The organism is Pantoea sp. App145 (assembly GCF_047947045.1).
Classification (GTDB): domain Bacteria; phylum Pseudomonadota; class Gammaproteobacteria; order Enterobacterales; family Enterobacteriaceae; genus Pantoea.
This window is the reverse complement of record NZ_CP133294.1, coordinates 32,450-53,566: the sequence shown is the minus strand read 5'-3', so window position 1 is coordinate 53,566 and position 21,117 is coordinate 32,450. Positions and strand designations below refer to the sequence as shown.

General features: G+C 53.2%; 19 protein-coding genes. 4 read left to right on the top strand and 15 right to left on the bottom strand.

Annotated elements, in window-relative coordinates; genetic code table 11:
- Positions 1-8: 8 nt before the first annotated feature.
- Complete coding sequence (locus tag RCF31_RS26885; protein WP_416414743.1) at positions 9-641, bottom strand: helix-turn-helix transcriptional regulator; 633 nt, start codon at positions 639-641, stop codon at positions 9-11.
- 194 nt (positions 642-835) lie between these two features.
- On the opposite strand from RCF31_RS26885, the gene RCF31_RS26880 reads away from it, so the two are divergent.
- Positions 836-1,804: a threo-3-hydroxy-L-aspartate ammonia-lyase gene (locus RCF31_RS26880; RefSeq protein WP_416414742.1), complete on the top strand. Its 969-nt coding sequence runs from the start codon at positions 836-838 to the stop codon at positions 1,802-1,804.
- A gap of 45 nt (positions 1,805-1,849) precedes the next feature.
- Here the strand turns inward: RCF31_RS26880 and RCF31_RS26875 are convergent, their stop codons facing one another.
- Positions 1,850-2,149 (bottom strand): helix-turn-helix domain-containing protein, encoded by a 300-nt coding sequence (locus RCF31_RS26875; protein WP_416414741.1) that lies wholly within the window; start codon positions 2,147-2,149, stop codon positions 1,850-1,852.
- A gap of 70 nt (positions 2,150-2,219) precedes the next feature.
- Here RCF31_RS26875 and RCF31_RS26870 point away from each other — a divergent pair, with 70 nt between their 5' ends.
- Positions 2,220-2,717 carry an Lrp/AsnC family transcriptional regulator gene (locus RCF31_RS26870; protein ID WP_416414740.1) on the top strand — a complete coding sequence of 166 codons (498 nt, stop codon included), beginning with the start codon at positions 2,220-2,222 and terminating at the stop codon, positions 2,715-2,717.
- On the opposite strand, the gene RCF31_RS26865 is transcribed toward RCF31_RS26870, so the two are convergent.
- Positions 2,657-3,610, bottom strand: coding sequence for a DMT family transporter (locus RCF31_RS26865; RefSeq protein WP_416414739.1), 954 nt, complete (start codon positions 3,608-3,610; stop codon positions 2,657-2,659). The genes RCF31_RS26870 and RCF31_RS26865 overlap by 61 nt on opposite strands.
- A 389-nt stretch (positions 3,611-3,999) precedes the next feature.
- Between RCF31_RS26865 and RCF31_RS26860 the strand changes: the two genes are divergently transcribed.
- Entirely contained in the window at positions 4,000-5,016 is a 1,017-nt protein-coding gene (locus RCF31_RS26860; RefSeq protein WP_416414738.1) for a 1-aminocyclopropane-1-carboxylate deaminase, read from the top strand.
- A gap of 56 nt (positions 5,017-5,072) precedes the next feature.
- On the opposite strand, the gene RCF31_RS26855 is transcribed toward RCF31_RS26860, so the two are convergent.
- The 12 genes from RCF31_RS26855 to RCF31_RS26800 form a co-directional block, all read right to left on the bottom strand.
- Positions 5,073-6,005 carry a LysR family transcriptional regulator gene (locus tag RCF31_RS26855; protein ID WP_299454528.1) on the bottom strand — a complete coding sequence of 311 codons (933 nt, stop codon included), beginning with the start codon at positions 6,003-6,005 and terminating at the stop codon, positions 5,073-5,075.
- 17 nt (positions 6,006-6,022) lie between these two features.
- Entirely contained in the window at positions 6,023-7,429 is a 1,407-nt protein-coding gene (locus tag RCF31_RS26850; protein WP_416414737.1) for a M20 family metallopeptidase, read from the bottom strand.
- A 36-nt stretch (positions 7,430-7,465) separates the two neighbouring features.
- Positions 7,466-8,326: an ATP-binding cassette domain-containing protein gene (locus RCF31_RS26845; RefSeq protein WP_416414736.1), complete on the bottom strand. Its 861-nt coding sequence runs from the start codon at positions 8,324-8,326 to the stop codon at positions 7,466-7,468.
- The gene (locus RCF31_RS26840) at positions 8,323-9,324 is read right to left on the bottom strand and encodes an ABC transporter ATP-binding protein (RefSeq protein WP_416414735.1); all 1,002 of its coding nucleotides are present in this window, start codon (positions 9,322-9,324) and stop codon (positions 8,323-8,325) included. The genes RCF31_RS26845 and RCF31_RS26840 overlap by 4 nt, the downstream gene beginning before the upstream one ends.
- A gap of 12 nt (positions 9,325-9,336) precedes the next feature.
- Positions 9,337-10,260 carry an ABC transporter permease gene (locus RCF31_RS26835; protein ID WP_416414734.1) on the bottom strand — a complete coding sequence of 308 codons (924 nt, stop codon included), beginning with the start codon at positions 10,258-10,260 and terminating at the stop codon, positions 9,337-9,339.
- A 9-nt stretch (positions 10,261-10,269) separates the two neighbouring features.
- Entirely contained in the window at positions 10,270-11,187 is a 918-nt protein-coding gene (locus RCF31_RS26830) for an ABC transporter permease (RefSeq protein ID WP_084879424.1), read from the bottom strand.
- Between the two features lie 59 nt (positions 11,188-11,246).
- Positions 11,247-12,779 carry an ABC transporter substrate-binding protein gene (locus RCF31_RS26825; protein WP_416414733.1) on the bottom strand — a complete coding sequence of 511 codons (1,533 nt, stop codon included), beginning with the start codon at positions 12,777-12,779 and terminating at the stop codon, positions 11,247-11,249.
- A 518-nt stretch (positions 12,780-13,297) separates the two neighbouring features.
- The gene (locus RCF31_RS26820; protein ID WP_416414732.1) at positions 13,298-13,891 is read right to left on the bottom strand and encodes a TetR/AcrR family transcriptional regulator; all 594 of its coding nucleotides are present in this window, start codon (positions 13,889-13,891) and stop codon (positions 13,298-13,300) included.
- 756 nt (positions 13,892-14,647) lie between these two features.
- Positions 14,648-14,863, bottom strand: a complete 216-nt coding sequence (locus RCF31_RS26815) for a hypothetical protein (RefSeq protein ID WP_416414731.1) — start codon at positions 14,861-14,863, stop codon at positions 14,648-14,650.
- Complete coding sequence (locus RCF31_RS26810; RefSeq protein WP_416414730.1) at positions 14,838-15,179, bottom strand: hypothetical protein; 342 nt, start codon at positions 15,177-15,179, stop codon at positions 14,838-14,840. Before RCF31_RS26810 ends, RCF31_RS26815 begins: the two co-directional genes overlap by 26 nt.
- Before the next feature lie 666 nt (positions 15,180-15,845).
- Positions 15,846-18,239 (bottom strand): TIM-barrel domain-containing protein, encoded by a 2,394-nt coding sequence (locus RCF31_RS26805; RefSeq protein ID WP_416414729.1) that lies wholly within the window; start codon positions 18,237-18,239, stop codon positions 15,846-15,848.
- A 14-nt stretch (positions 18,240-18,253) separates the two neighbouring features.
- Positions 18,254-19,555, bottom strand: coding sequence for an MFS transporter (locus RCF31_RS26800; RefSeq protein ID WP_416414728.1), 1,302 nt, complete (start codon positions 19,553-19,555; stop codon positions 18,254-18,256).
- A 336-nt stretch (positions 19,556-19,891) separates the two neighbouring features.
- Here RCF31_RS26800 and uxuA point away from each other — a divergent pair, with 336 nt between their 5' ends.
- Positions 19,892-21,070 (top strand): mannonate dehydratase, encoded by a 1,179-nt coding sequence (uxuA, locus tag RCF31_RS26795; protein ID WP_416414727.1) that lies wholly within the window; start codon positions 19,892-19,894, stop codon positions 21,068-21,070.
- Positions 21,071-21,117 lie beyond the last annotated feature (47 nt).

Genomic DNA, 21,117 nt, shown 5'->3' with positions numbered 1-21,117 from the left:
GGGAGATGCTATTCCGCCTGATCCTTGGCATAGAGATAGACCGATGCCCGTGAGACGCCAATATGCTGCGCGATCGTCTCCATCGACCGTTTGATATCGAGGAAACCGTTGTCGCGCAGATCATTAATCAGTTCTTTGCGTTCCGCTGTCTTGAGCGCGCGTGGCGTGGTTGCCAGTTTCGCGGCAAACTGATCAATGCGTCGGCGAATCGACTCGGTCCCGGTGGGTTCCAGGTTCTCGCTGATGCTATCGGTGGTGATTTTGGTGAACTGATCGAAAGCACTTTGCATGCCGCGGAACAATGTCATGTCCACATTCAGGCATAACGCCGCAACAAACTCGCCTTTCGCATTACGGATACCAACTGATGTGCTTTTCACCGGGCGTCCATCCGAAAAGTGATTGGCGTAGTTGGCAATCACATCGGGAAAATCAGGCGAGGCGATGCGGGCTAGCCCCAGTTCTGTTGCCGGCTCACCGCATTCGCGCCCGGAAAGATTGTTGTGAATGGACAGTATGGCGTGCTCGGGATTGGTCAGGTCATGGACCACTACCTCACAAAAGGGTGCGAATGTCGCACTCAATCCCTCAGCAATCGCGTCAAGTTGAGAAAGTAAGAGATGTTCCTGCTGCTTTGCCATGCGTTCTCCGGCTGCCATCGGCTATTTTTCGATAAAATATTCATAGTAAGATTTTTTGTCAAATATCTACTCCGTTTGCGGTATTTTAACACTTGTCAGAGGCGCCATTTATCGCTATACCTTTAGATTCATTGTCTAAAACTATACTTTTTGTAATCCATTACTGGTGCAAAATTCTCACACAGGTAAAAAGCATGACTGCATTGACGCTCCCTACCTTTGCCGATGTTCAGGCCGCCGCAGAACGCATTACGCCATATCTCAACCGTACCCCGGTGATGACCTCCCGCACAGCAGATGCGCTGACAGGCGCGCAGATCTTCTTTAAATGTGAAAACTTTCAGCGTATGGGCGCGTTTAAATTCAGAGGCGCATTGAATGCGCTATTGAAGTTCAGTGATGAACAGAAAGCAGCGGGTGTCGTCGCTTTTTCGTCGGGAAACCACGCGCAGGGCATCGCCCTGGCAGCGAAAATCCTCGGCATTCCGGCCACCATTGTGATGCCAGAGGATGCACCTGCGGCAAAAGTAGCGGCCACACGCGGCTACGGTGGCAACGTTGTCACATACAACCGTTATACCGAAGATCGTGAGCAGATTGGTCGGGAACTGGCAGAACGGCACGGATTGACCCTGATCCCGCCCTACGACCACGCGGACATCATCACCGGTCAGGGCACGGCCGCCAAAGAGTTGTTTGAAGAAGTCGGTGAACTCGATGCCCTTTTTACGCCGCTCGGCGGCGGAGGCCTGCTCTCCGGCTCGGCGCTGGCCGCTGCGGCACTTTCTCCGGCGTGTCAGGTATTCGGTGTTGAACCGGCGGCGGGTAACGACGGTCAGCAATCGTTCCGTAAAGGCGAAATCGTACATATCGATACGCCAAAAACCATCGCTGATGGCGCGCAGACCCAGCATCTCGGCAATCTGACCTTTCCGCTGATTCGTCAACTGGTCACGGACATTTATACCGCGCAGGATGAGCAGCTGATCAGCGCGATGACCTTCTTTGCGGAAAGAATGAAGATGATTGTTGAACCCACCGGCTGCCTGGGTTTTGCCGCTGCGCTGGCGCATGCGGAGGAATTGAAAGGCAAACGGATTGGCATCATTATCAGCGGCGGAAACGTGGATATCGCGAAGTTCGCCTCGCTGGTCGCGGCCTAATCTCGCCGTCCGCGCCAGACGCCCTCTGCGACTGGCGCGCCGGTGTTATTGCAGATTGAGAAAATCTTTTAAGGTCAGTTTAAAACCAACGGAAATTTTTTCGATAGTTGCCAGTGTTGGGCTGGATTCCCCTCTTTCAATCTGTCCCAGCATCGATTTACTGACGCCGGTCATTCTTTCCGCCTCGCTCAGACTCCAGCCATATGATTTTCTCAGTTGCCGCAGTCGTTCAGCGATAATTCTGTCAATGGCTGCCATTTTCACCTTCAGAGGATTACGGAAATGGATGAGTATCTTAATTGATTTTTTTATATTCCAATGACAGGATGCAAACAAGGAAATCATGCGTCCTCAAAAAAATATAAGAGTACAGTATGATTAAAATAAGAAAATCATATTATACAGGTGAGTAATCATGGAGAAGAAAAAAAGCACCGACGCGCTGGGGAATGATAAAACGCTGGATCGCTTTGATATGGCGATTTTGCGTATTTTACAGCGCGATGGTTCAGTCTCCAATGTTGCCCTCGCAGATAAAATCAACCTGAGTCCTCCCGCGTGTTTGCGCCGGGTTGAGCGCTTGAAAAAACTCGGCTTTATAAAGAACTATGTGGCCTTACTCGACCCATCCACCCTTAATGCCGGACTGGTGGTGATGATCGGTGTGGTACTGGATCGTTCAACGCCGGAATCATTTAAAGACTTCGAAGGTGCGGTCAGTAAAATAAGAGGCTGCATGGAGTGCCATATGGTCAGCGGCGAATTTGATTATATTATGTTAATTCGCACCGCTGATAATCAGAGTTTTAATAAACTCCATGCCGAGCAGCTGTTATTTCTTCCTGGCGTACGTCAGATTCGTTCTTTTATTGGACTGCGCGAAGTATTTTCCACCACACAAATACCTTTATGATTCTGCCTTGCCTTTTTCCGGGTCATAATCGCGATCCCCAGCGCAATAAGCAATGAACCTGCCAGTAACGACAGCGGCAGATCTTCATGCAGGGTGATGACGGAGACAATCAGCCCGGTGATCGGCACAAACAGCATCATTGATGAAAGCGTCACGCTGGACAACCAGGCGCTGGCCGCATTGACAGCGCAGAAGCAAAAGGCTGTGGCGACCGGGCCGACAAACAACGTGATAGCCAGCAACGCGCCGGAGTTATCGCCACTCCATCCCCCTTCGAACACCCATGTCAGCGGCAGCAACAGCAGCGAGGCAAGCAGCATCTGCCAGGGTGCCAGCTCAAAAGCGTTGAGGCGCGACCGATTACGACGTAAATGCAAAATACAAATCGCCCAGCACAATGAAGCCAGTAATAATAATCCATTGGCAACCAGCTGAGTCATATTATGCCAGTTGGTTGCCAGCGGATTAAATAACACCAGAATGCCGATAAAACCGGTACAGGCACCGGATAACTGGAGCGTTGTTAATTTCTCCCGAAAGAAAATAACCGAAGCCGGCACCACCCATAAGGGCGTTGTATAGGCCAGCACCGCCGATTTCCCCGCCGGGAGAAAACTCATCGCAATACAACCCAGCGCGGTAAATGCCATCATCTGCAAAACACCCACGCTGATAATGATCGGAAATTCACTGCGGCCAGGGATGCGTATTTTTCCGGTGGCGAACTGCAATAAAAATAGCACCAGCGCGCTACTGGAAAAACGTAATGTTGAAAACCACAGAGGCGTGATATGTGAAAGACCGGCTTTCATCACTGGCCAGTTACACCCCCATAAAATGATAGCCACCACCAGCAAAATGATGCCTTTAGTTTTGTTTGCATTGTCAGTCATAAATTAATTCGGATGAGGAAAAGGGTTAGCAGATAAATAGCATTATCAAACCCGCCAATTCAATTTTAGCGATGGCAGGAAAGCACCGTTTTGCCACCCATCGAGCCTGACTGACTACGCAACCATAACCATATGAATTTATTGAACTTAAATTCAAAAACCATGCAGAGAACCTGTTTTTCCAGCTGCCGACACGCAATTTTATTTCATCAATACGGGTGAAAACGAAACTTTACTCAATGAAATAGTGAATCTATTAAAATTTATTAGAAAAAATCAGGTTAAAACGAAATGTGAAAAACACACTCACCAGGGTATTGTTATTTCGTCACCACGATTAATAGCGCTGAAAATTAATGGCGTACCAATTTATTTCCCGGAGATAAACAATGAATCTTGAAAAGTTCCCCCGCTATCCTCTGACATTTGGTCCGTCGCCGATTACACCGATGAAACGTTTGAGTGCTGAACTGGGCGGGAAAGTGGAAATTTATGCCAAACGCGAGGACTGCAACAGCGGCCTGGCTTTTGGCGGTAACAAAACGCGCAAAATGGAGTACCTGATCCCCGAAGCGCTGGCTCAGGGCTGTGACACTCTGGTGTCGATTGGTGGCGTTCAGTCTAACCAGACTCGTCAGGTTGCCGCCGTGGCCGCACACCTCGGTATGAAATGTGTGCTGGTGCAGGAAAACTGGGTCAATTATTCCGATGCCGTCTATGACCGTGTTGGTAACATTGAGCTTTCCCGCATCATGGGGGCAGATGTGCGTCTCGATTCTGCGGGTTTTGATATCGGTATCCGCGAAAGCTGGAAACAGGCAATGGAAGAAGCCGCAGAAAACGGCGGCAAACCGTTCCCAATTCCGGCGGGCTGCTCGGAACATCCGTACGGTGGCCTCGGCTTCGTTGGCTTTGCCGAAGAGGTGCGCCAGCAGGAAAAAGAGCTGGGATTCAAATTTGATTACATCGTGGTGTGCTCAGTAACCGGCAGTACCCAGGCGGGCATGGTGGTGGGCTTTGCGGCTGATGGACGTGCACGCAACGTTATCGGTATTGATGCCTCGGCGAAACCGGCACAAACCAAAGCGCAGATCCTGCGTATTGCGCAGAACACCGCCAACCTGGTGGAGCTGGGACTCGAAATCACTGAAGAAGACGTGGTGCTGGATACCCGCTATGGCGGACCGGAATACGGCTTACCCAGCGAAGGCACGCTGGAAGCGATTCGTCTGTGCGCCCGTACCGAAGGGGTACTGACCGATCCGGTTTATGAAGGCAAATCCATGCAGGGCATGATTGATATGGTGCGTAACGGCGAATTCCCGGAAGGCTCCAAAGTGCTGTATGCCCATCTGGGTGGTGCGCCAGCCCTCAGCGCGTATAGCTATATTTTCCGCAACGGCTGATTGATCGCCAGACAGCAGGAAAACGTTGCCCGGCCTTCCCTGCCGGGCAACGTTGTTTAACGGAACTGCAATGCGAAATCGTCACGACATTGCTGGTCAAGCTGGTGCAGTTCCTGACGCAGAAAGACAAAAAAGGTATCCAGTATCGCCGTTCGTGGCATACCCATTTCGGTCTGAAGTTGCAGGCTGCGCTGACTGAGCTGATCGCGGTTGATGGATTTGATGATCAAGCCATCTTTTCGCGCGCTATACATGATGGAGTAATGGCTGCTAACGCTGATCGCCTGCGGGGTTTTGCAGACAAACTCATACAAAGTTGAAAAATGGTTGCTGGTGAATATCGGGTCGATAAACACGTTATTCATGCGACAGGAGAGATCAAACAGCTGACGAATGGTAGCCGACTGGTCCGGCAGCACCACCGGCCAATCATTGAGATCGGTCAGCTGAATATCACGTGCTGCCAGCGGATGGTCAGCCTTCATAAACACCAGCACCGGCGAGGGAAATGAAGCCAGCACCTCAACCCCGGTCTCAGGTGACAGGCTGAATTTAATCCCCAAATCACACTCACCGTTGCGAATCAAATCCGGCACCTGTCGGGCGGTGCCTACCGTCAGCACAAAACTGACGCGCGGATGCAGCAGACGAAACTTTGCCATCAGATTCGGCAGCAGATTAAACGCCAGCCCGTCGGTGCAAACCACCCGAATGGTGGTTTGATCAGCGGCTTTGATCCCCTTCAGCTCGGCCATTGCCAGTTCCATATCCGCCATACTGCGGCGCACATGGTTTGCCAGAATATGGCCGGCATCGTTGAGCTGCATCCCGCGCGGGCTGCGTTCGAACAGCGTCATGCCCAGACGCGATTCCAGCCGCTGAATATGGCGGCTGATGGCAGAGATGGCGACAAACAGTTGCTGGCTGGCGGCGCTGATCGAACCGGTGGTCGCCACCGCCATAAAGTAACGAATTTCGTTGTTATGCATTGCGGGCCTCCGTTTTGTCAGCCACCACGGGTTTGCATGACCTCCCACCCTTCTTCAGCCAGATCCCAGAACAGGCCGGTCATCAGTTGCAGCGCTTCGCAGCTGAGGTCAGCGAGCAGATGTTCATCGGGGGCGTGCTGAGAACAGGCAGGATAGGAATGCGGTAGCCACAATGTCGGCACATTAAAGGTATCGAGAAAGCAGGCGTTGGGTAAGCCGCCACCGAAATTAGGCAGCACCGCCGCCTTTTTCCCCAGCGAACGCTGGATGGAGGCAACGCTCCAGTCCACCCAGGCATCATCAGGATCAATGCGCGTGGCCTTAAAGCAGTTAACCGGGTCGATAATTGCCACATCATTGAATCCATGCTGATCCAGATGACGGCGGATATGGCTGGCAAAGTTATCGACATCGCTACCTGGCACGTAGCGCATATGGCAGTGCGCTACGGCCGCCGGGGGAATGGCATGCGCCGGTTTATCCGGCGTGCCGCTGGTTAACGCCAGCGTTTCCAGCGTATTCCAGCCATAGAGTTTTTCTGCCGCACTCAGCCCCGGCTCGCCCCACTCCGGCGCGATTTGCGGATCGCCCGGTGCGTTGCCCAGTTCCAGGTCACTGAGGTGATGGCGGATAGTAGCTGACAGCGGCGGCGGCAGTAATTCCGGCAACAAAATCCTTCCATGGGCATCCACCAGGCAGCCAATCGCATGCGCCAGCCGAATGCCTGGATTGCTGAGGAGTCCGCCCCAGTTACCCGAGTGATGCGCGCCGTCTCGCAGTTGAATCACCAGCGAGAAGTTGAACACCCCACGCGAGCCGAGAAACAGGGTTGGACGCTGCGCCGTGACGCGTGGACCATCCGAGGCAATAAATAAATCTGCCGCCAGCCAGTCGCGGTACTGCTGGCAAACCTGCTCCAGCCCGGGCGACCCGGCTTCCTCGCCCATCTCAAGAATCAATTTAACGTTATAACCCAGCCGCCCGTTACGCGCTTTCAGCACCAGCGCCAGCGCCGCCAGGTTGATGCTGTGCTGGCCTTTGTTATCGGCGGTGCCACGGCCATACCAGCGGTTGCCCTCCGCGTGCAGCTCCCAGGGCGACAGACCGCTGCGCCAGTTGTCTTCATCGCCAGGTACCACATCCCCGTGGCCATAACTGAGCAGGGTAAAGTCCGCATCGTCTTCCAGCCGACGCGCCAGCAGAAACGGCCCTTTCCCGGCCTCGGGATTCGCCACTATCAGGCAGCTGAACCCCATTCCCGCAAGATAAGGGATCATTTCTTCTTCCAGATACGCCATCAGTGTAGCCGCCTGCTGCGGATTCTGGCTTTCGGTACGGTACGCGATGCGGCGATTCAGCGTTTCGCGAAATTCGCCGGAGTGGAAATAGTCCAGCGCGGCTTGCAGGGCGCTTTCACGAGTCATGGTTTGCTCCTTTCAATAATTGTCTGACTGCCCTGTTCAGTTGAGGGTAATTTCCGGGATGCCCAGCCCAGGCTCAGGGGTCATCACCGAAGCCAGCAACGCCCGGGTATACGGATGCTGTGGCCGACTGAAAATCTGTTCGCGTGTGCCCTGCTCAACGATTTTGCCTTTGCGCATCACCGCCACATGGTCAACAAGATGCTCAACCACCGACAGGTTGTGGCTGATAAACAGATAGGTCAGCGAAAACTCCTGCTTCAGCGCCAGCAACAGATTGAGAATCTGCGCCTGTACCGAAACATCCAGCGCTGACGTTGGCTCATCACAAATCAAAATCTCCGGGCGCAGGATTAACGCCCGGGCAATGGCAACGCGCTGACGCTGCCCACCGGAAAGCTGGCCCGGATACTGACTGTGGGTGCGCGACGGCATGCCCACCATATCCAGCATCTCACGCACCTGTTTTTTGCGTTCTGCCGGAGTGCCAATGTTGTGCAGCCGCAATGCCACTTCCACCACATCGGAAACCGTGCGCCTTGGATTGAGTGAAGAGAAAGGATCCTGAAAAATCGGCTGGATGCGGGCGCTCATTTTGCGGCGATCCACCGCATCGACCTCGCGCCCTTCAATCAGCACGTTGCCTGATGTGGGGGGCAGTAACCCCAGCAACATTTTCGCCAGCGTGCTTTTTCCACAGCCCGACTCGCCCACCAACCCCATGGTTTCACCACGCCGGATGCGCAGCGAAATATTATCCACGGCAAGGATCTCCGCCGGTGGCTTGAATAAGCCGCGATTAAGGCGAAAGCTGCGACTCAGCGCGCACAGTTCAAGGGCGATATCTTCATTACCGGCAATATGCGGCAGCACCGGGAATGCTGTGTTCATTTCTGTCATACCCCCTCCCCAACAGCGATGGGGCGCACACAACGCACCCGATGTTGTGCGTTGACGGACTGATAAGGCGGCGTTTCGCTACAACTTTCCTGACACTGATTGCAGCGGTTGCGAAAAGCACAGCCGTGCTGCGGTCCGGTCAGATTGGGCACCACGCCAGGGATGGTTTGTAATGGCTGGCCCGGTAAGGTGCGACCGGATACCGGAATACATCCCAGCAAGCCACGCGTGTAAGGATGCTGGGGCTGATGAAACAGATCATTGACCGGTGCCGTCTCGACGATCTGACCGGCATACATCACCGCCACGCGATCGGCAATGCGTGCCACCACGCCTAAATCGTGGGTGATAAAGATCACCGCCATACCCATTTCCTGTTGCAGCTCGCGCAGCAGACGCAGGATTTGCGCCTGGATGGTGACATCCAGCGCGGTGGTGGGTTCATCGGCGATAATTAAATCCGGGCCACACATCAGCGACATGGCAATCATGATGCGCTGACGCAGCCCGCCGGAAAGCTGATGGGGATACTGTTTCAGGCGATCCGCCGCCATCGGAATCCCGACGCGCTCCATCAGATAAACCGCCCGGTCACGCGCTTCGGCACGGGAAACCTTGCGATGCGCCAGCAGGGTTTCGCATAACTGCTCTCCGAGGGTATATGAGGGGTTGAGCGAGGTCATTGGCTCCTGAAAAATCATCGACATTTCATTACCGCGCAGCGTGGCGCGTTCGCGTCGCCCGAGAGACAGCAGATTGGTGTCTTTGAAGCGCATACTGTCAGCCTGACGCTGGGCATTGCGTGGCAGCAGATCCATCAACGCCAGCGAAGTCATTGATTTACCGCAACCGGATTCACCCACCAGGCAAAGCATTTCCCCGCGCTGCACACTGAAATCAATGCCGCGTACTGCATGCAGGGTGCCGCGTGGTGTCTTGAGATTCACCTGCAAGTTTTTGACTTCCAGCAGTGGTGTGTCGGTAGTGATGTGGCTCATGGCCTGACCTCCTTAATTACGCCCATCTAACGCAGTGAGATCACGCAGACCATCACCGACCAGATTGATGCTAAGTACCAGCAATGCCAGTACCACACCGGGGATCAAAATCACCCAGGGTTGGAAGAACATATAGGCTTTACCTTCCGCCACCATCAGGCCCCATGAAGGCATCGGCGGCTGCACACCCAGGCCGAGGAAGGAGAGCGTGGCTTCCAGCAGGATGGCGTGGGCAATTTCCAGCGTCACAACCACAGTCAGTGGCCCGAGCAGATTTGGCAGAATTTCGCGCAGCATAATAAACCACGAGGAAGCCCCCAGCGTTTGGGCCGCCGCAATGAATTCAGCCTCACGCAGTTGCCGCGTGACCGAACGTGAAACGATAAGAAAGCGATCCCAAAGCAGCAGACCCAGCAAGACAATCACGACTTTTACCGACCCGCCAATCAGCGAGGCCAGCGCCAGCGCCACCAGGATCACCGGCATCGCCAGCCGTACCGTGAGAATGTAGCTGACCAGCGCATCCACCCGACCACCGAAGTAACCCGCCAGAATACCGAGGGTGATACCGATAAAGCCGGATAACATCACCGACACCAGCCCGATGGTCAGCGACACGCGCGCGCCATACAGCAGACGGCTGAAGTAATCGCGTCCGAGTTTGTCGGTGCCCAGCAGGTGATCCCAATTACCTTTTTCAAACCACACCGGCGGTATCAGCCGGTTGCTGACGTCCTGGGCATAGGGGTCATGTGGGCTGATCAGCGGTGCCAGAATCGCCAGCACCACGATAACGCCGAGGATAACGACGCCCAGCGTCATGCTGTGATGACCCAGCACCCGCCGGAACACACGCTGCCAGGGAGACGGCTCGGGCAACAGGCCGGATTCCGGACTCATGCTGTTTTTCATTGTTCCTGCCATTGATGTTTTCATGGAAGCCCCTTATTTGCTGCGCAGACGCGGATCCAGCACCGCATTGAGCACATCCGCCAGAAATGTCAGCCCGATATAAAAGATGGCGATGATCAGCACGATGGCCTGCACCACTGGAAAGTCATTACGCGAGATGGAGTCCCAGGCCAGCTGGCCCAGCCCCTGCAAAGAGAAAACGGATTCGATCACCACCGAACCACCGAGCATAAAACCCAGCTCGACCGTCGCCAGCGCCACCACCGGGATAATGGCGTTGCGCAGGCCATGTTTCACCACCACTTTGAAAGCGCTTAATCCTTTGGCATGGGCGGTGCGGATGTAATCCGCGCCCAGCACATCCAGCATGCCGGAGCGTGTCAGGCGCATCAGCGATGGCATGGCGTAGTAGCCCAGCGCCACTGCGGGCAGGACAAAATGTTGCCAGCTGCCGTTTCCGGCGACCGGGAGCCACTTCAGCCCCACCGCGAATATCAGAATCAACACCAGCGCGAACCAGAAATTGGGGATAGCCTGACCCAGTACCGAGATAAACATGGCGCAACGATCCACCCAGCTATCACGGAACACCGCCGCCAGTACCCCGAGCGGAATCGCCACCACCAGCGCCAGCAACAGCGCGACGCCACCCAGCTGGAGCGTAACCGGCATGCGCTGCCCGACCAGTTCCATCACGGTATTTTCAAAATAGAATGAGCGACCAAAATCCAGGTGCAGTGCCGACCAGAACCAGTGCGAAAATTGCGTCACCAGCGGCTGGTCCAGCCCGTTCTGAACGCGGATTTGTTCGACGGTTTCCGCACTGGCGTCCGGTCCGGCGATGGCTATCGCCAGATCACCCGAAAGGTGCAGCAGGGAAAAACTGACCACCGCCACGGTGAACAGCACAGCCAGCGCCACCAGCAATCGATGAAAGATAAAGCGCAACATGGGTTCGTTCCTTATTGGCGTGGTATCCGGGAGCAACAGCCGCAGCCCCCGGCCATTGACTATTTCCAGCTGGCCTGCGCAAAGCGCGGCAGTTCATCTGGCCAATCCTGGAAATTCAGTTCCGAGTTAAAGGCATAATTCGTCGAGTAGGAGAACAACGGGGCCATATAGGCCTGGGAAGAGATCCGTCCCAGCGCGGCGGCATATTGTTCGCTGCGCTGCTGCGCATCCACTGTGGCATCTGCTTTTTGCAGCATCGCGGTCAGCTCGCTGTCCTTCCAGATATCGCTGCCTTTGCCGCCAAAATAGGGGGTGGTAAACGCCGAGACATCGTTGATAGAAAACGATCCCCAGGTGTTGAACGCCATCGGTGCCTGTCCTGAGCTGAGGGCGGTTGCCATGACCGGATACTGGACGAAGTGCAGACGAGCGCGGATGCCAACTTTGCGCAGATCGCCGATGATGGCTTCAGCATAGTCGCGCTCGCGATAGGCCCACAGGTCGGTATCGAAACCATTCGGGTAACCCGCTTCCGCCAGTAACTGTTTGGCTTTGGCCGGGTCATAGTTGTAGTGCGTGACCTGGCTGTCATTACAGGCAACCTGGGCACGGAAGCAGGCGGTGTAGACCGGCTTACTGCCGCCCCGCACCAGGTTATCAACAATCCCCTGGCGGTTGATGGCGTAGTTAATGGCCTGACGCACGCGCAGATCCTTCATCGGCACCCCTTCCGGACCGCTGGCATTGGTGTTCAGGGCGAGGAAGCCAACACGCATCGTTTCACCACTTTTCACCGCGATGTTTGGCATGGCGGACAGCGGTTCGACCTGGTCAGCTGCCACGCGCCAGATCCAGTCCACCTGGCCGGTCATCAGTTGGGCGACACGGGCTTCCGGATCGCGGATCACGACAAAATTGATCTTACCAATCTTCGGCTGGCCAACCGGGCTTTCTTTGAAGTAGTCGGGATTTTTCACCATATCGACGCCCTGACCGGGTATCACTTTAACAATGCGGTAAGGTCCGGTGCCGATTGGCGCTTTACTGAAACCTTCGAGCTTCACCTTCTGGAAATATTTTGCCGGATAGATTGGAGTTGGCCCGGAGAGATATTCCAGTGCCGCCGGGAAAGGTTTTTTCAGATGCAGACGTACAGTGTAGTCATCCACTTTTTCGACGTGATCGATCCAGTCAACGCTCTGCGGCACCACGGATGCCGTGCCGGGGCCCGCAATACTCTGGAAGGTGTAAACCACATCGTCGGCGGTGAAGGGATCGCCATTGTGGAATTTCACGTCTTTACGCAGATGCAACAACAGCGAGGTGGGGGATTCCCATTTCCAGTCTGATGCCAGTTCGGGTTTATATTCCCCGCTCTGCGGATCGCGATAAATCAGGGTGTCCCACACCATGTGCGCCAGAATCACCCCTTCGCGCAGGTTGTTATGGTAAGGGCTGATGTTTTCCACCTCATTATCAGAGGCATACACCAGGGTATCATTCTGTTTTCCTGCATAGCTGTAAGAAGCGCAGCCTAATAACAATGCGGTTAAAGCATACTTATTGATCAGTCGTGCCAGGGAACGATCCATACCAGTCTCCACCGTTAAATGAAAAGGTAATCAACAAAAACAGATGGGACTGATGTAGCAAGAGCAGCGCCAAAGCGCGGAAAGTGTCATTACTGATTTTCGATAGCCGATTTCTCAAAATGAGAAACACGGGCACAGACTGACGCTCACGCCAGAAAATGAGGTGATGCAGGCCAGAAACAGCCTGCCGATGGCGTGCCCGACCGCAGGTGCATCTGACAGGAGGCATTATCGGGGTGCAGAAAAAGCGCGTTTTGCACCCTTAGTGTGAAGGTTATTTGTGCAATGCGCGTTCTTGTTTTGTGAAGAGGGGTGACTAAAGGTTGGTAGCCACTATGTCAGCGGCCAGAAGTCCGCATGGGATTGGCAAAGTATCAGCTGGTCAGCGGGGAAACGCCGTTTATAGAATCGCCCGTTGTCGATCCACCCGCACCAAACAACCTGTTCGGCCGTTTCCAGCACCACCATGGTTTTTCTCCTTTTCCGGCGGCGCACAATAGAACCTGGCGGCAGCATCATTACCCCTGCACCGATTTGATAATAAAATCATTGGTTTTTCGCAGCATCGTAATATCTGGCTTGATCTTGCCGTAAACGCGCATGCCTTCCAGCATCATAAATATGCATTCGGCCATCACCGCAGCGCTTTCATCGCAGCGGAATACACCTTGCTGCTGTCCTTTCTGCAAAATGCTGGTCAGGCGCGCCACAATGCCGCGGAATTTATACTCAACCCTGGCGCGTACATCAGCGTCACCCGGCAGCAATTCGCACGCCGCCGCGATGGTAAAGCAGCCTTTTTCCCCCTCCGGACCAGATGAAACCAGTGCAACAAACTCCAGCGTCTCACGCAGGGCATCAACCGGAGTCAGCTCATCATCACGTTGCTTACCACGCACCAGCCCGGCATCCATATATTGCTGAAGTGCGGCCAGAAAGATCGACCGTTTGTCAGCATAGAGTTTATAAATGCTCGCACTGGCCAGTCCCGATGCCTTCATCAAATCCGCCATCGACGTCGCACGATAGCCCTGCTGCCAAAAGCAATCGAGGGCCGAATTGAGAAAATCCTGGGGGTCAAACTCTCTGGGCCTGCCTGCGTGTTGTCTCATGGTTGCATCCTCTGGCGTGTGGTTGCGCCAATTGTAGATCGATCAATCTACAATTGAAACCTTCTTTTCTATTGGGGAGTGCTGAGCAAAAGGTGAAGGTCAGAATGATGGGGAAAGACAAAGCCGGGGTTGTTGCCAAACTCCAGTGGCACGATCAACTTTTATGAGGAAGGGTGCAAAAGCACGAGCTGGTTAGGATATTAAAAATACCACTTCATTGTAAATGAATGGGGGGTTCCCCAATTCTGAAAAATATTTATCTAAACATGATCATTTAGAAGCTTTCATTGAACTTACCACCAAACAAGGTAACTATTTCAATGATTAACAGTGTCAACTTACCCCAATGCCCCGGTATAAATGTTACGTAAATTACAGCCATAAAGACAATTATCCCAATAGGTACAGTTTCCATTAAGATGCCACCTAAAATTCTTTTTATGAAATTTGTCATTATGTATATTCCTTTAAGTCTTTTGTAATATATCGGGGTGTTAGATTTTGTTATTTTTAATTAATTAAACATAATCATTCGACGTAAATATAAATTATTTCAAGATTTACTTTGGAAAATAACTGATAATAATCTGGACCTGGCATCCTGAGCCGCCTTTCTGCCGTAGCTGATTTTTAGTTGAGCCGTTGGCTCAGGGCACAAAGTGAAATAATTGATGCTTTTGTAGTTGAATTCTATGACATGCAAGGGGAGTTGCCATTTTAAATCATAATCCCTTGCCTGGTAGCAAGGGATTCAACCTATTGTTTATGTTCGCCCCGTACTTTTCCTAAGAAATAGCTGGCGACATAGACCACTGCGAACGAACCGAAGAAACCAGTAAGTTTCATGGCAACACTATCGAATATGGTCAATGAGGCGAGAGCGATAAAGCTCATCACAACCGTAATCGTTCCCTGTAACGCATGGGCAAGAAACCATCCAATTGCTTTACCCAGCCAGTTTACAAATCGCATCGTTAATCCTTTTACACACTTCTGGATGACTGTTTATGAATTCAAGATATGGTTTCAACTGTTCTTCAACAACAAAGTAGATCATGTCCAGACCTTGAGGCTGCACTTTCCAGAATGTATGTGGGTAGTGGTTTTGCATTCTGCGGCTGGCTAAAGCTGCTTCTTCAATGAGTCCTTGCCATAGTCCCGCAGTAAAGGTAAAACTCGCTCCAGCACCATACAGGGTTTTCCATGCATATGATCCTTTCGCATGTTTTACAATGGAAGTAGCAATAACCTGAGAAGTTAAGATCTGTCCACCAACACGGCCGGCCAAACGTCCTGTGCCATATCCAATCTGGTTATGTACCGCTTCTTTGCCGTATTCGTCGAGCTTGTTGTAAAAATCAGTAATGACAATGGTGATAAGGCGGCGGATAGGTTCTTCATTGCTGATTAGCGACTTGATAACCCGGTAGAATCGTTCGTTTTCCTGTTCATTTCGAAACTTACGATTATAACCTAACGTACCAGTACTGATATAAGTACGCTGAAACTCTTAGGCAATCCTTTAACACTGTCCCAGATCCCCTCAGCGATCTTAGATGCATCCATAGCCACAATCCTTAGCTGCTCAATGTTCAGCCAATCATAACTGAGGATTGTACAATTTTCATTAAAATTATTGATGATTATCGTAGTGTCGCCCCGTAACAATGCCATGGATAGTGCAGAGCAAATCCAGATATTACGCTACCGGGCGATTAGGTATTTTGTGATCTAAGGGGCGAATCTATATATGCATATTGAAATGCCTGACAGTGCATGTGAATTTAGTATGAAAAATCACGAATTATTGCACCCCGATTCCTCTACTACCTAATACAAGGTTGTTTGAGAAACTTAATCGATAGCGATCAAAGAATTGATATAAAGAAAGCCGGAATAATGGAGAAAGACAAAGCCGGGACAGAAGGCCCCGGCTGGGTTAATACGCTTAAATTCAGGCTGTCGTTATGCTCGCCAGCGTGACTTCAGCCTGGTCATTGGCTACGGCAACACCATCGATAAACAGCGGGCGCGTTTCGCCTGCTGGAAGGGTGACCTTCAGAGTCTGCCAGGCTGACTTATAACTTCCTTTGCGATTGAAACGCAGATGAATGGCCGCCGCATCGCATGTCATTTCCCAGTGCAACCACAACGCATTACCTTTCTGATAACCCCATGACTCACCATCATCTTCGAACAGCAGCCCCACACTGGAGCCTTTGCCTTTGAGCGGGTACAGTTGCAGCTCGCGTTGATCGTCGGCCTTTGCATCAACATGGCGCAGACGCTGGCTTAAAGCCAACCCGGCACCGGCACGCACCAGCATCGGTTGCTGCTCCAGCGGCGCATCCAGCGTGATCCACTGACCACCGCTGTACCACTGATGCGTAGCGAAGTCATACCAGCCGGTTTGATTGTCTGGCAGCCACAGGCGGCGTTCGCGTTGCCCTGGCTCGACTACGCTAGCCACCAGCAGATCACGCCCGAGCAGGAATTCGTCACATTCGACACTGGTTTGCGCGTCATGTTCATGATCGAGGAAGGTCGGGCGCAGCATCGGTTCATCGTCCGCATGCGCCTGCCACAACAGCGTGTAGAGATACGGCAGCAGGCGATAGCGCAATTCGATGGCTGCGCGAATGGCCGGCGTCACTGCCGGATACATCCAGGGTTCATTCACGGTGTGATCATCATTCCACGAATGGATGGTAAAACGCGGATGCATCACGCCATTTTGCACCCAGCGCACAAACAGTTCGGCATCAGGCTTATCACCCGAAAAACCGCCGACGTCGTGGCCGACGTTATACAAACCGGAGAGGCTCATCCCCAGCCCCATGCGAATGTTGTAACGCAGTGACGTCCAGTTGGTGCGGTTATCACCACTCCAGGTCTGCACATAGCGTTGCATCCCGGCACAACCCGAGCGGGAAATCAGGAAAGGACGCTTTTCCGGGGCAAAACGCTGCTGCGCTTCCATAGAGGCACGCATCATTAACAATGGCATCACCGGGCGGATATGCTTGATGGCGATCGGCGTGCCAAAGCCGTGGCAACGAGCTTCGCCATCCCAGACTTCATATTCGTTGTTGTCATTCCAGGTGGAATCGATGCCCTTCTCCAGCAGTTGTCGGGTCACATTTTCCTGCCACCATGCCACCGCGTCCGGATGGGTGAAATCAAGGTGCGAACCTTCGTCATCCCAGAACACCGAACGCTCAGGGGCATCTTGCTCCGAATCGCGGATAAACAGCCCTCTGGTTGCCACTTCTTCATAACGCGGATGATCCTGCAACAGACAAGGTTTGATATTCGCTGCCAGGCGCAGGCCCGCATCGTGAAACGCCTGACTCATCGCTTCCGGCTGCGGCACCTTGTCGTAGTTCCAGTTGAACACATAACGCTTGTTGTTGATCGAGGTGTAGCCGGAAGAGAGCTGGAACGAATCACACGGAATATCATGTTCTTCACACAAGTGGATAAAATTCATCAGCTGATTCTGCGCATCCGGCGCATCGGTGTAGTGCATGGTAGAACCGCTGTAGCCGAGGCTCCATTTTGGACCAAACAGGGTTTTGCCAGTCAGACGGACAAAGGTTTTGGTGACATCCAGCACTTTGTCGCCGACAAACAGGTAATAATCAATATCGCCACTCTCAGCCTGCCAGCGGCGATACGGCTGGTGATAGTTATCCAGCTCATTCCCGAGATCGAACCAACTGCTGCTGAGGTTATCGTAATACAGGCCGAAGCTGACGTCATGGCGACGGGTGATGGTAAAGGGAACGTGTTTATACAGCGGATCGGTTGAGGAGGCGTTGTATCCCATCGCATCCAGGTTGCGCATTTCATAGCGCTTGCCATTACGCTGCAAATCACCGGCCTTCTCGCCCAGGCCATAGTAACGATCGTCAGCCATGCGACGCTGATAATGTGCCACACCATCACCGTGTGCATTCAGCAGGTAAGCGCTGGTGGGACGATCGCTGGTCAGCAATTGCCACTCCCCTGCGCTGTCACGATATTGCCACTCCAGCGACAGCGGCTGACGAATGATAACGCGCAATCTCTCTGTCGCGACAACCAACCTGTTGTCCGTTTCCTGTAACGTGAAGCCGGGTAAGGTGAAACCGGCCAGGCTGTCACGCGCTCGCCCTTCCCACGGCACGTCGCTTTCCGGCGCAATACTCCAGGTTCTGTCGAGGGAATATTCGCCCTGACGTTTGATCACCACGCGGAACATATTTTGCTCCAGCACATACAGGCATAACGTATGTTTGCCATCTACGGTCAAAGCCAGATGGTATTTGTCGGAACCTGCCAGGGACCAGTTTTTTAACGTTTTCATCGTTACCTACTTTTTCAGGCGCGCTGGGCGCGACGTTCAGCAATAAAAGCGATCAGGAATACCGCACCAATCAGGTCAAAGAAGCCCATCGCCACAAACAGGGGATTAAAGCCAATCTTGTCGGCCGTCACCCCGATCACCAGCGAAAACAGGAAGCTGGAGATCCAGGCGAAGGAGCCGCGCATACCGTTGACGGTTGCCATCTGGCCTTTGTCAAACTTCTCCACCACCAGCGCACTCAGCATGCAGGAGATGATCTGATGGCCGAAGCCGCCGATCGAGATCAACGCAATGGCGACATAGGGACTTTTAGTGATCGCCACCAGCGCGAGGGAGAGCATCAGGAACGCACCGGTGACAGAGCTGGCAACGACCGAATTAACCTGGGTAAAACCAAACAACCGCGTATAGATGCGCGTCAGATAACCACTCGCTGCACTGCCTAAATCAGCGGCGAGGAACGGTAGCCAGGCGAACATGGCGATTTGCTTCAGGTCCATACCCAGATCTTTCGCCAGATATAACGGCACCCAGAAGCTCAATACTCCCCAGGCGGGTTCAGCCATAAAGGCCGGGATGGCGATGCCATAGAAACGTTTGTTTTTGGCGACAGTTTTCAGCGCTTTGAAGAAACTGAGTTTGACTGCCGGGGGTTCGTTATCCTGACGGATAAATTCCAGTTCAGCGCTTGCCAGGTTTGGGTGACGTTCGGGATCGCGATAGAACAGCCACCACAGAATCACCCAGGCCAGCGCCAGCAGGCCGGTAAACAGAAACGCCCCCTGCCAGCCAAAGGAAGTATGGGCAAAATAGATAATGGGTGGCGCCAGCATGGCACCGATGGAGAAGCCGACTCCCGCCCAGCCAGCTGCCACCGGCCGCTCTTTTCTCGGAAACCACTCGCCAATCACCTTGGCGTTGGCTGGGGTAGCAGCCGCTTCCGCTCCACCCATGACAAAACGAAGAATAGCCAGATGTACCCAGTTGGCGGCGCCTGCGTGGAACAGGCAGGCCAGCGCCCATATAGAGGCACAGATCAGGAAGCCCATTTTCAGGCCAATCACATCAATTAACCAACCACAGAGGGGCTGAAAGACGGTATAGGCCAGCTGGAATGCCCCAACGATCCATGAGTATTGTTCGGTGGTGATGCCGAGACTGGTTTTCAGCTCAGGTGCCAGGATGCCTAACGAGTTGCGGGTTATGTAGTTGACCGTGACGCCAGCTAAAAACAGCACCAACACCCACCAGCGCAAATTGCGCCAGATTCGCTTACTGCCTGCGGCAGCTATCCCCGGATTCAAACTGCGGTTCATCTGGTTCTCCACTTTTTTTGACATCATGAGTTAACAATTCCCGCGGTTAACAGAGGCTGAAGGAAGGGTTTCAGCGCAGGATTTGTCATGTCTTATTGAGGCGCGGTTTCTGTGAACCGTCTCTGACCATCCGCCAGGAGTGAAACACAGTTAATCAAGGTGGTCGCCAGGTTGATGCCGTATTTGTGATCTGGTTAACCAAATTCATCTGACTGGTTGACATGATGCGCTAAAGAGTCGAATTTTAGCGTCAGACGGTGCCATAGCCGATAAAGGATACGCATTCCCCGGCTTGATTGGTCAACCAATTTAGACATTCACTGGAGAGGAAAACACATGAAGCAGACCTGGCGCTGGTACGGTCCGAACGACCCTGTCTCACTCGCTGATGCAAGACAAGCTGGCGCAACCGGGATTGTCACCGCCCTGCACCATATTCCCAACGGTGAAGTGTGGTCGGTTGAAGAGATCATGAAGCGTAAAGAAACGATTGAAGCCGCAGGTTTAGTCTGGTCAGTGGTGGAGAGCGTGCCGATTCATGAAGAGATCAAAACCGGCAGCGGCCAATGCCAGAAGTGGATCAGCAATTATCAGCAGTCATTACGCAACCTCGCACAATGCGGCATCACCACCGTGTGCTACAACTTCATGCCGATACTCGACTGGACACGTACCGATCTCGAATACCTGCTGCCCGATGGCGCGAAAGCGCTACGCTTTGACCAAATCGAGTTCGCGGTGTTTGAACTGCATATCCTGCAACGTGCCGGTGCGGAGCAGGATTACAGCGCGGCAGAAATAGCTCAGGCCGCCGAGCGCTTCGCCAGCATGAGTGACGAAAGCAAAGCACGCCTGACCCGCAATATTATCGCTGGCCTGCCAGGCGCGGAAGAAGGCTACACGCTCAATCAATTTCGTGCACAACTGGCGCGCTATGATGGCATCGACAAAACAAGGCTGCGTGAAAACTTTGCTACCTTCCTGCGCAGCATTATTCCGGTGGCGGAAGAAGCCGGGGTCCGCATGGCGGTTCATCCTGACGATCCGCCGCGTCCGATTCTCGGTTTACCCCGCATCGTCTCCAATGCGGATGATTTGCAGTGGATGATCGATACCGTCAGCAGTCCGGCCAATGGTTTCACCATGTGTACCGGCTCCTATGGGGTACTGGCAGAGAATGATTTGCCCGGCATGGTTAAACGCTTTGCCTCACGGATTTATTTCGCCCATCTGCGTTCAACCAAACGCGAAGAGAATCCGAACAGTTTTCATGAAGCCGCCCATCTGGCCGGGGATGTGGACATGTTTGCAGTGATCAAAGCCATCGCTGAAGAGGAGCATCGCCGTAAAGCGGCTGGTCAGGAAGACCTGATCCCGATGCGCCCCGACCATGGTCATCAGATGCTGGACGATCTGCATAAGAAAACCAACCCAGGTTATTCCGCGATCGGCCGCCTGAAAGGTCTGGCGGAAATCCGCGGCGTAGAGCTGGCTATCCATCGTGCCTGTTTTTAACGCTGGCTTCCGGGGCTGACTTTACGGCCCCGCGCTTTAAGACTGGA

Coding starts and splice junctions, on each gene's coding strand:
- RCF31_RS26885 (WP_416414743.1), bottom strand. CDS start 641: ATGGCAAAGCAGCAGGAACATCTCTTACTTTCTCAACTTGACGCGATT.
- RCF31_RS26880 (WP_416414742.1), top strand. CDS start 836: ATGACTGCATTGACGCTCCCTACCTTTGCCGATGTTCAGGCCGCCGCA.
- RCF31_RS26875 (WP_416414741.1), bottom strand. CDS start 2,149: ATGATTTCCTTGTTTGCATCCTGTCATTGGAATATAAAAAAATCAATT.
- RCF31_RS26870 (WP_416414740.1), top strand. CDS start 2,220: ATGGAGAAGAAAAAAAGCACCGACGCGCTGGGGAATGATAAAACGCTG.
- RCF31_RS26865 (WP_416414739.1), bottom strand. CDS start 3,610: ATGACTGACAATGCAAACAAAACTAAAGGCATCATTTTGCTGGTGGTG.
- RCF31_RS26860 (WP_416414738.1), top strand. CDS start 4,000: ATGAATCTTGAAAAGTTCCCCCGCTATCCTCTGACATTTGGTCCGTCG.
- RCF31_RS26855 (WP_299454528.1), bottom strand. CDS start 6,005: ATGCATAACAACGAAATTCGTTACTTTATGGCGGTGGCGACCACCGGT.
- RCF31_RS26850 (WP_416414737.1), bottom strand. CDS start 7,429: ATGACTCGTGAAAGCGCCCTGCAAGCCGCGCTGGACTATTTCCACTCC.
- RCF31_RS26845 (WP_416414736.1), bottom strand. CDS start 8,326: ATGACAGAAATGAACACAGCATTCCCGGTGCTGCCGCATATTGCCGGT.
- RCF31_RS26840 (WP_416414735.1), bottom strand. CDS start 9,324: ATGAGCCACATCACTACCGACACACCACTGCTGGAAGTCAAAAACTTG.
- RCF31_RS26835 (WP_416414734.1), bottom strand. CDS start 10,260: ATGAAAACATCAATGGCAGGAACAATGAAAAACAGCATGAGTCCGGAA.
- RCF31_RS26830 (WP_084879424.1), bottom strand. CDS start 11,187: ATGTTGCGCTTTATCTTTCATCGATTGCTGGTGGCGCTGGCTGTGCTG.
- RCF31_RS26825 (WP_416414733.1), bottom strand. CDS start 12,779: ATGGATCGTTCCCTGGCACGACTGATCAATAAGTATGCTTTAACCGCA.
- RCF31_RS26820 (WP_416414732.1), bottom strand. CDS start 13,891: ATGAGACAACACGCAGGCAGGCCCAGAGAGTTTGACCCCCAGGATTTT.
- RCF31_RS26815 (WP_416414731.1), bottom strand. CDS start 14,863: ATGCGATTTGTAAACTGGCTGGGTAAAGCAATTGGATGGTTTCTTGCC.
- RCF31_RS26805 (WP_416414729.1), bottom strand. CDS start 18,239: ATGAAAACGTTAAAAAACTGGTCCCTGGCAGGTTCCGACAAATACCAT.
- RCF31_RS26800 (WP_416414728.1), bottom strand. CDS start 19,555: ATGAACCGCAGTTTGAATCCGGGGATAGCTGCCGCAGGCAGTAAGCGA.
- uxuA (WP_416414727.1), top strand. CDS start 19,892: ATGAAGCAGACCTGGCGCTGGTACGGTCCGAACGACCCTGTCTCACTC.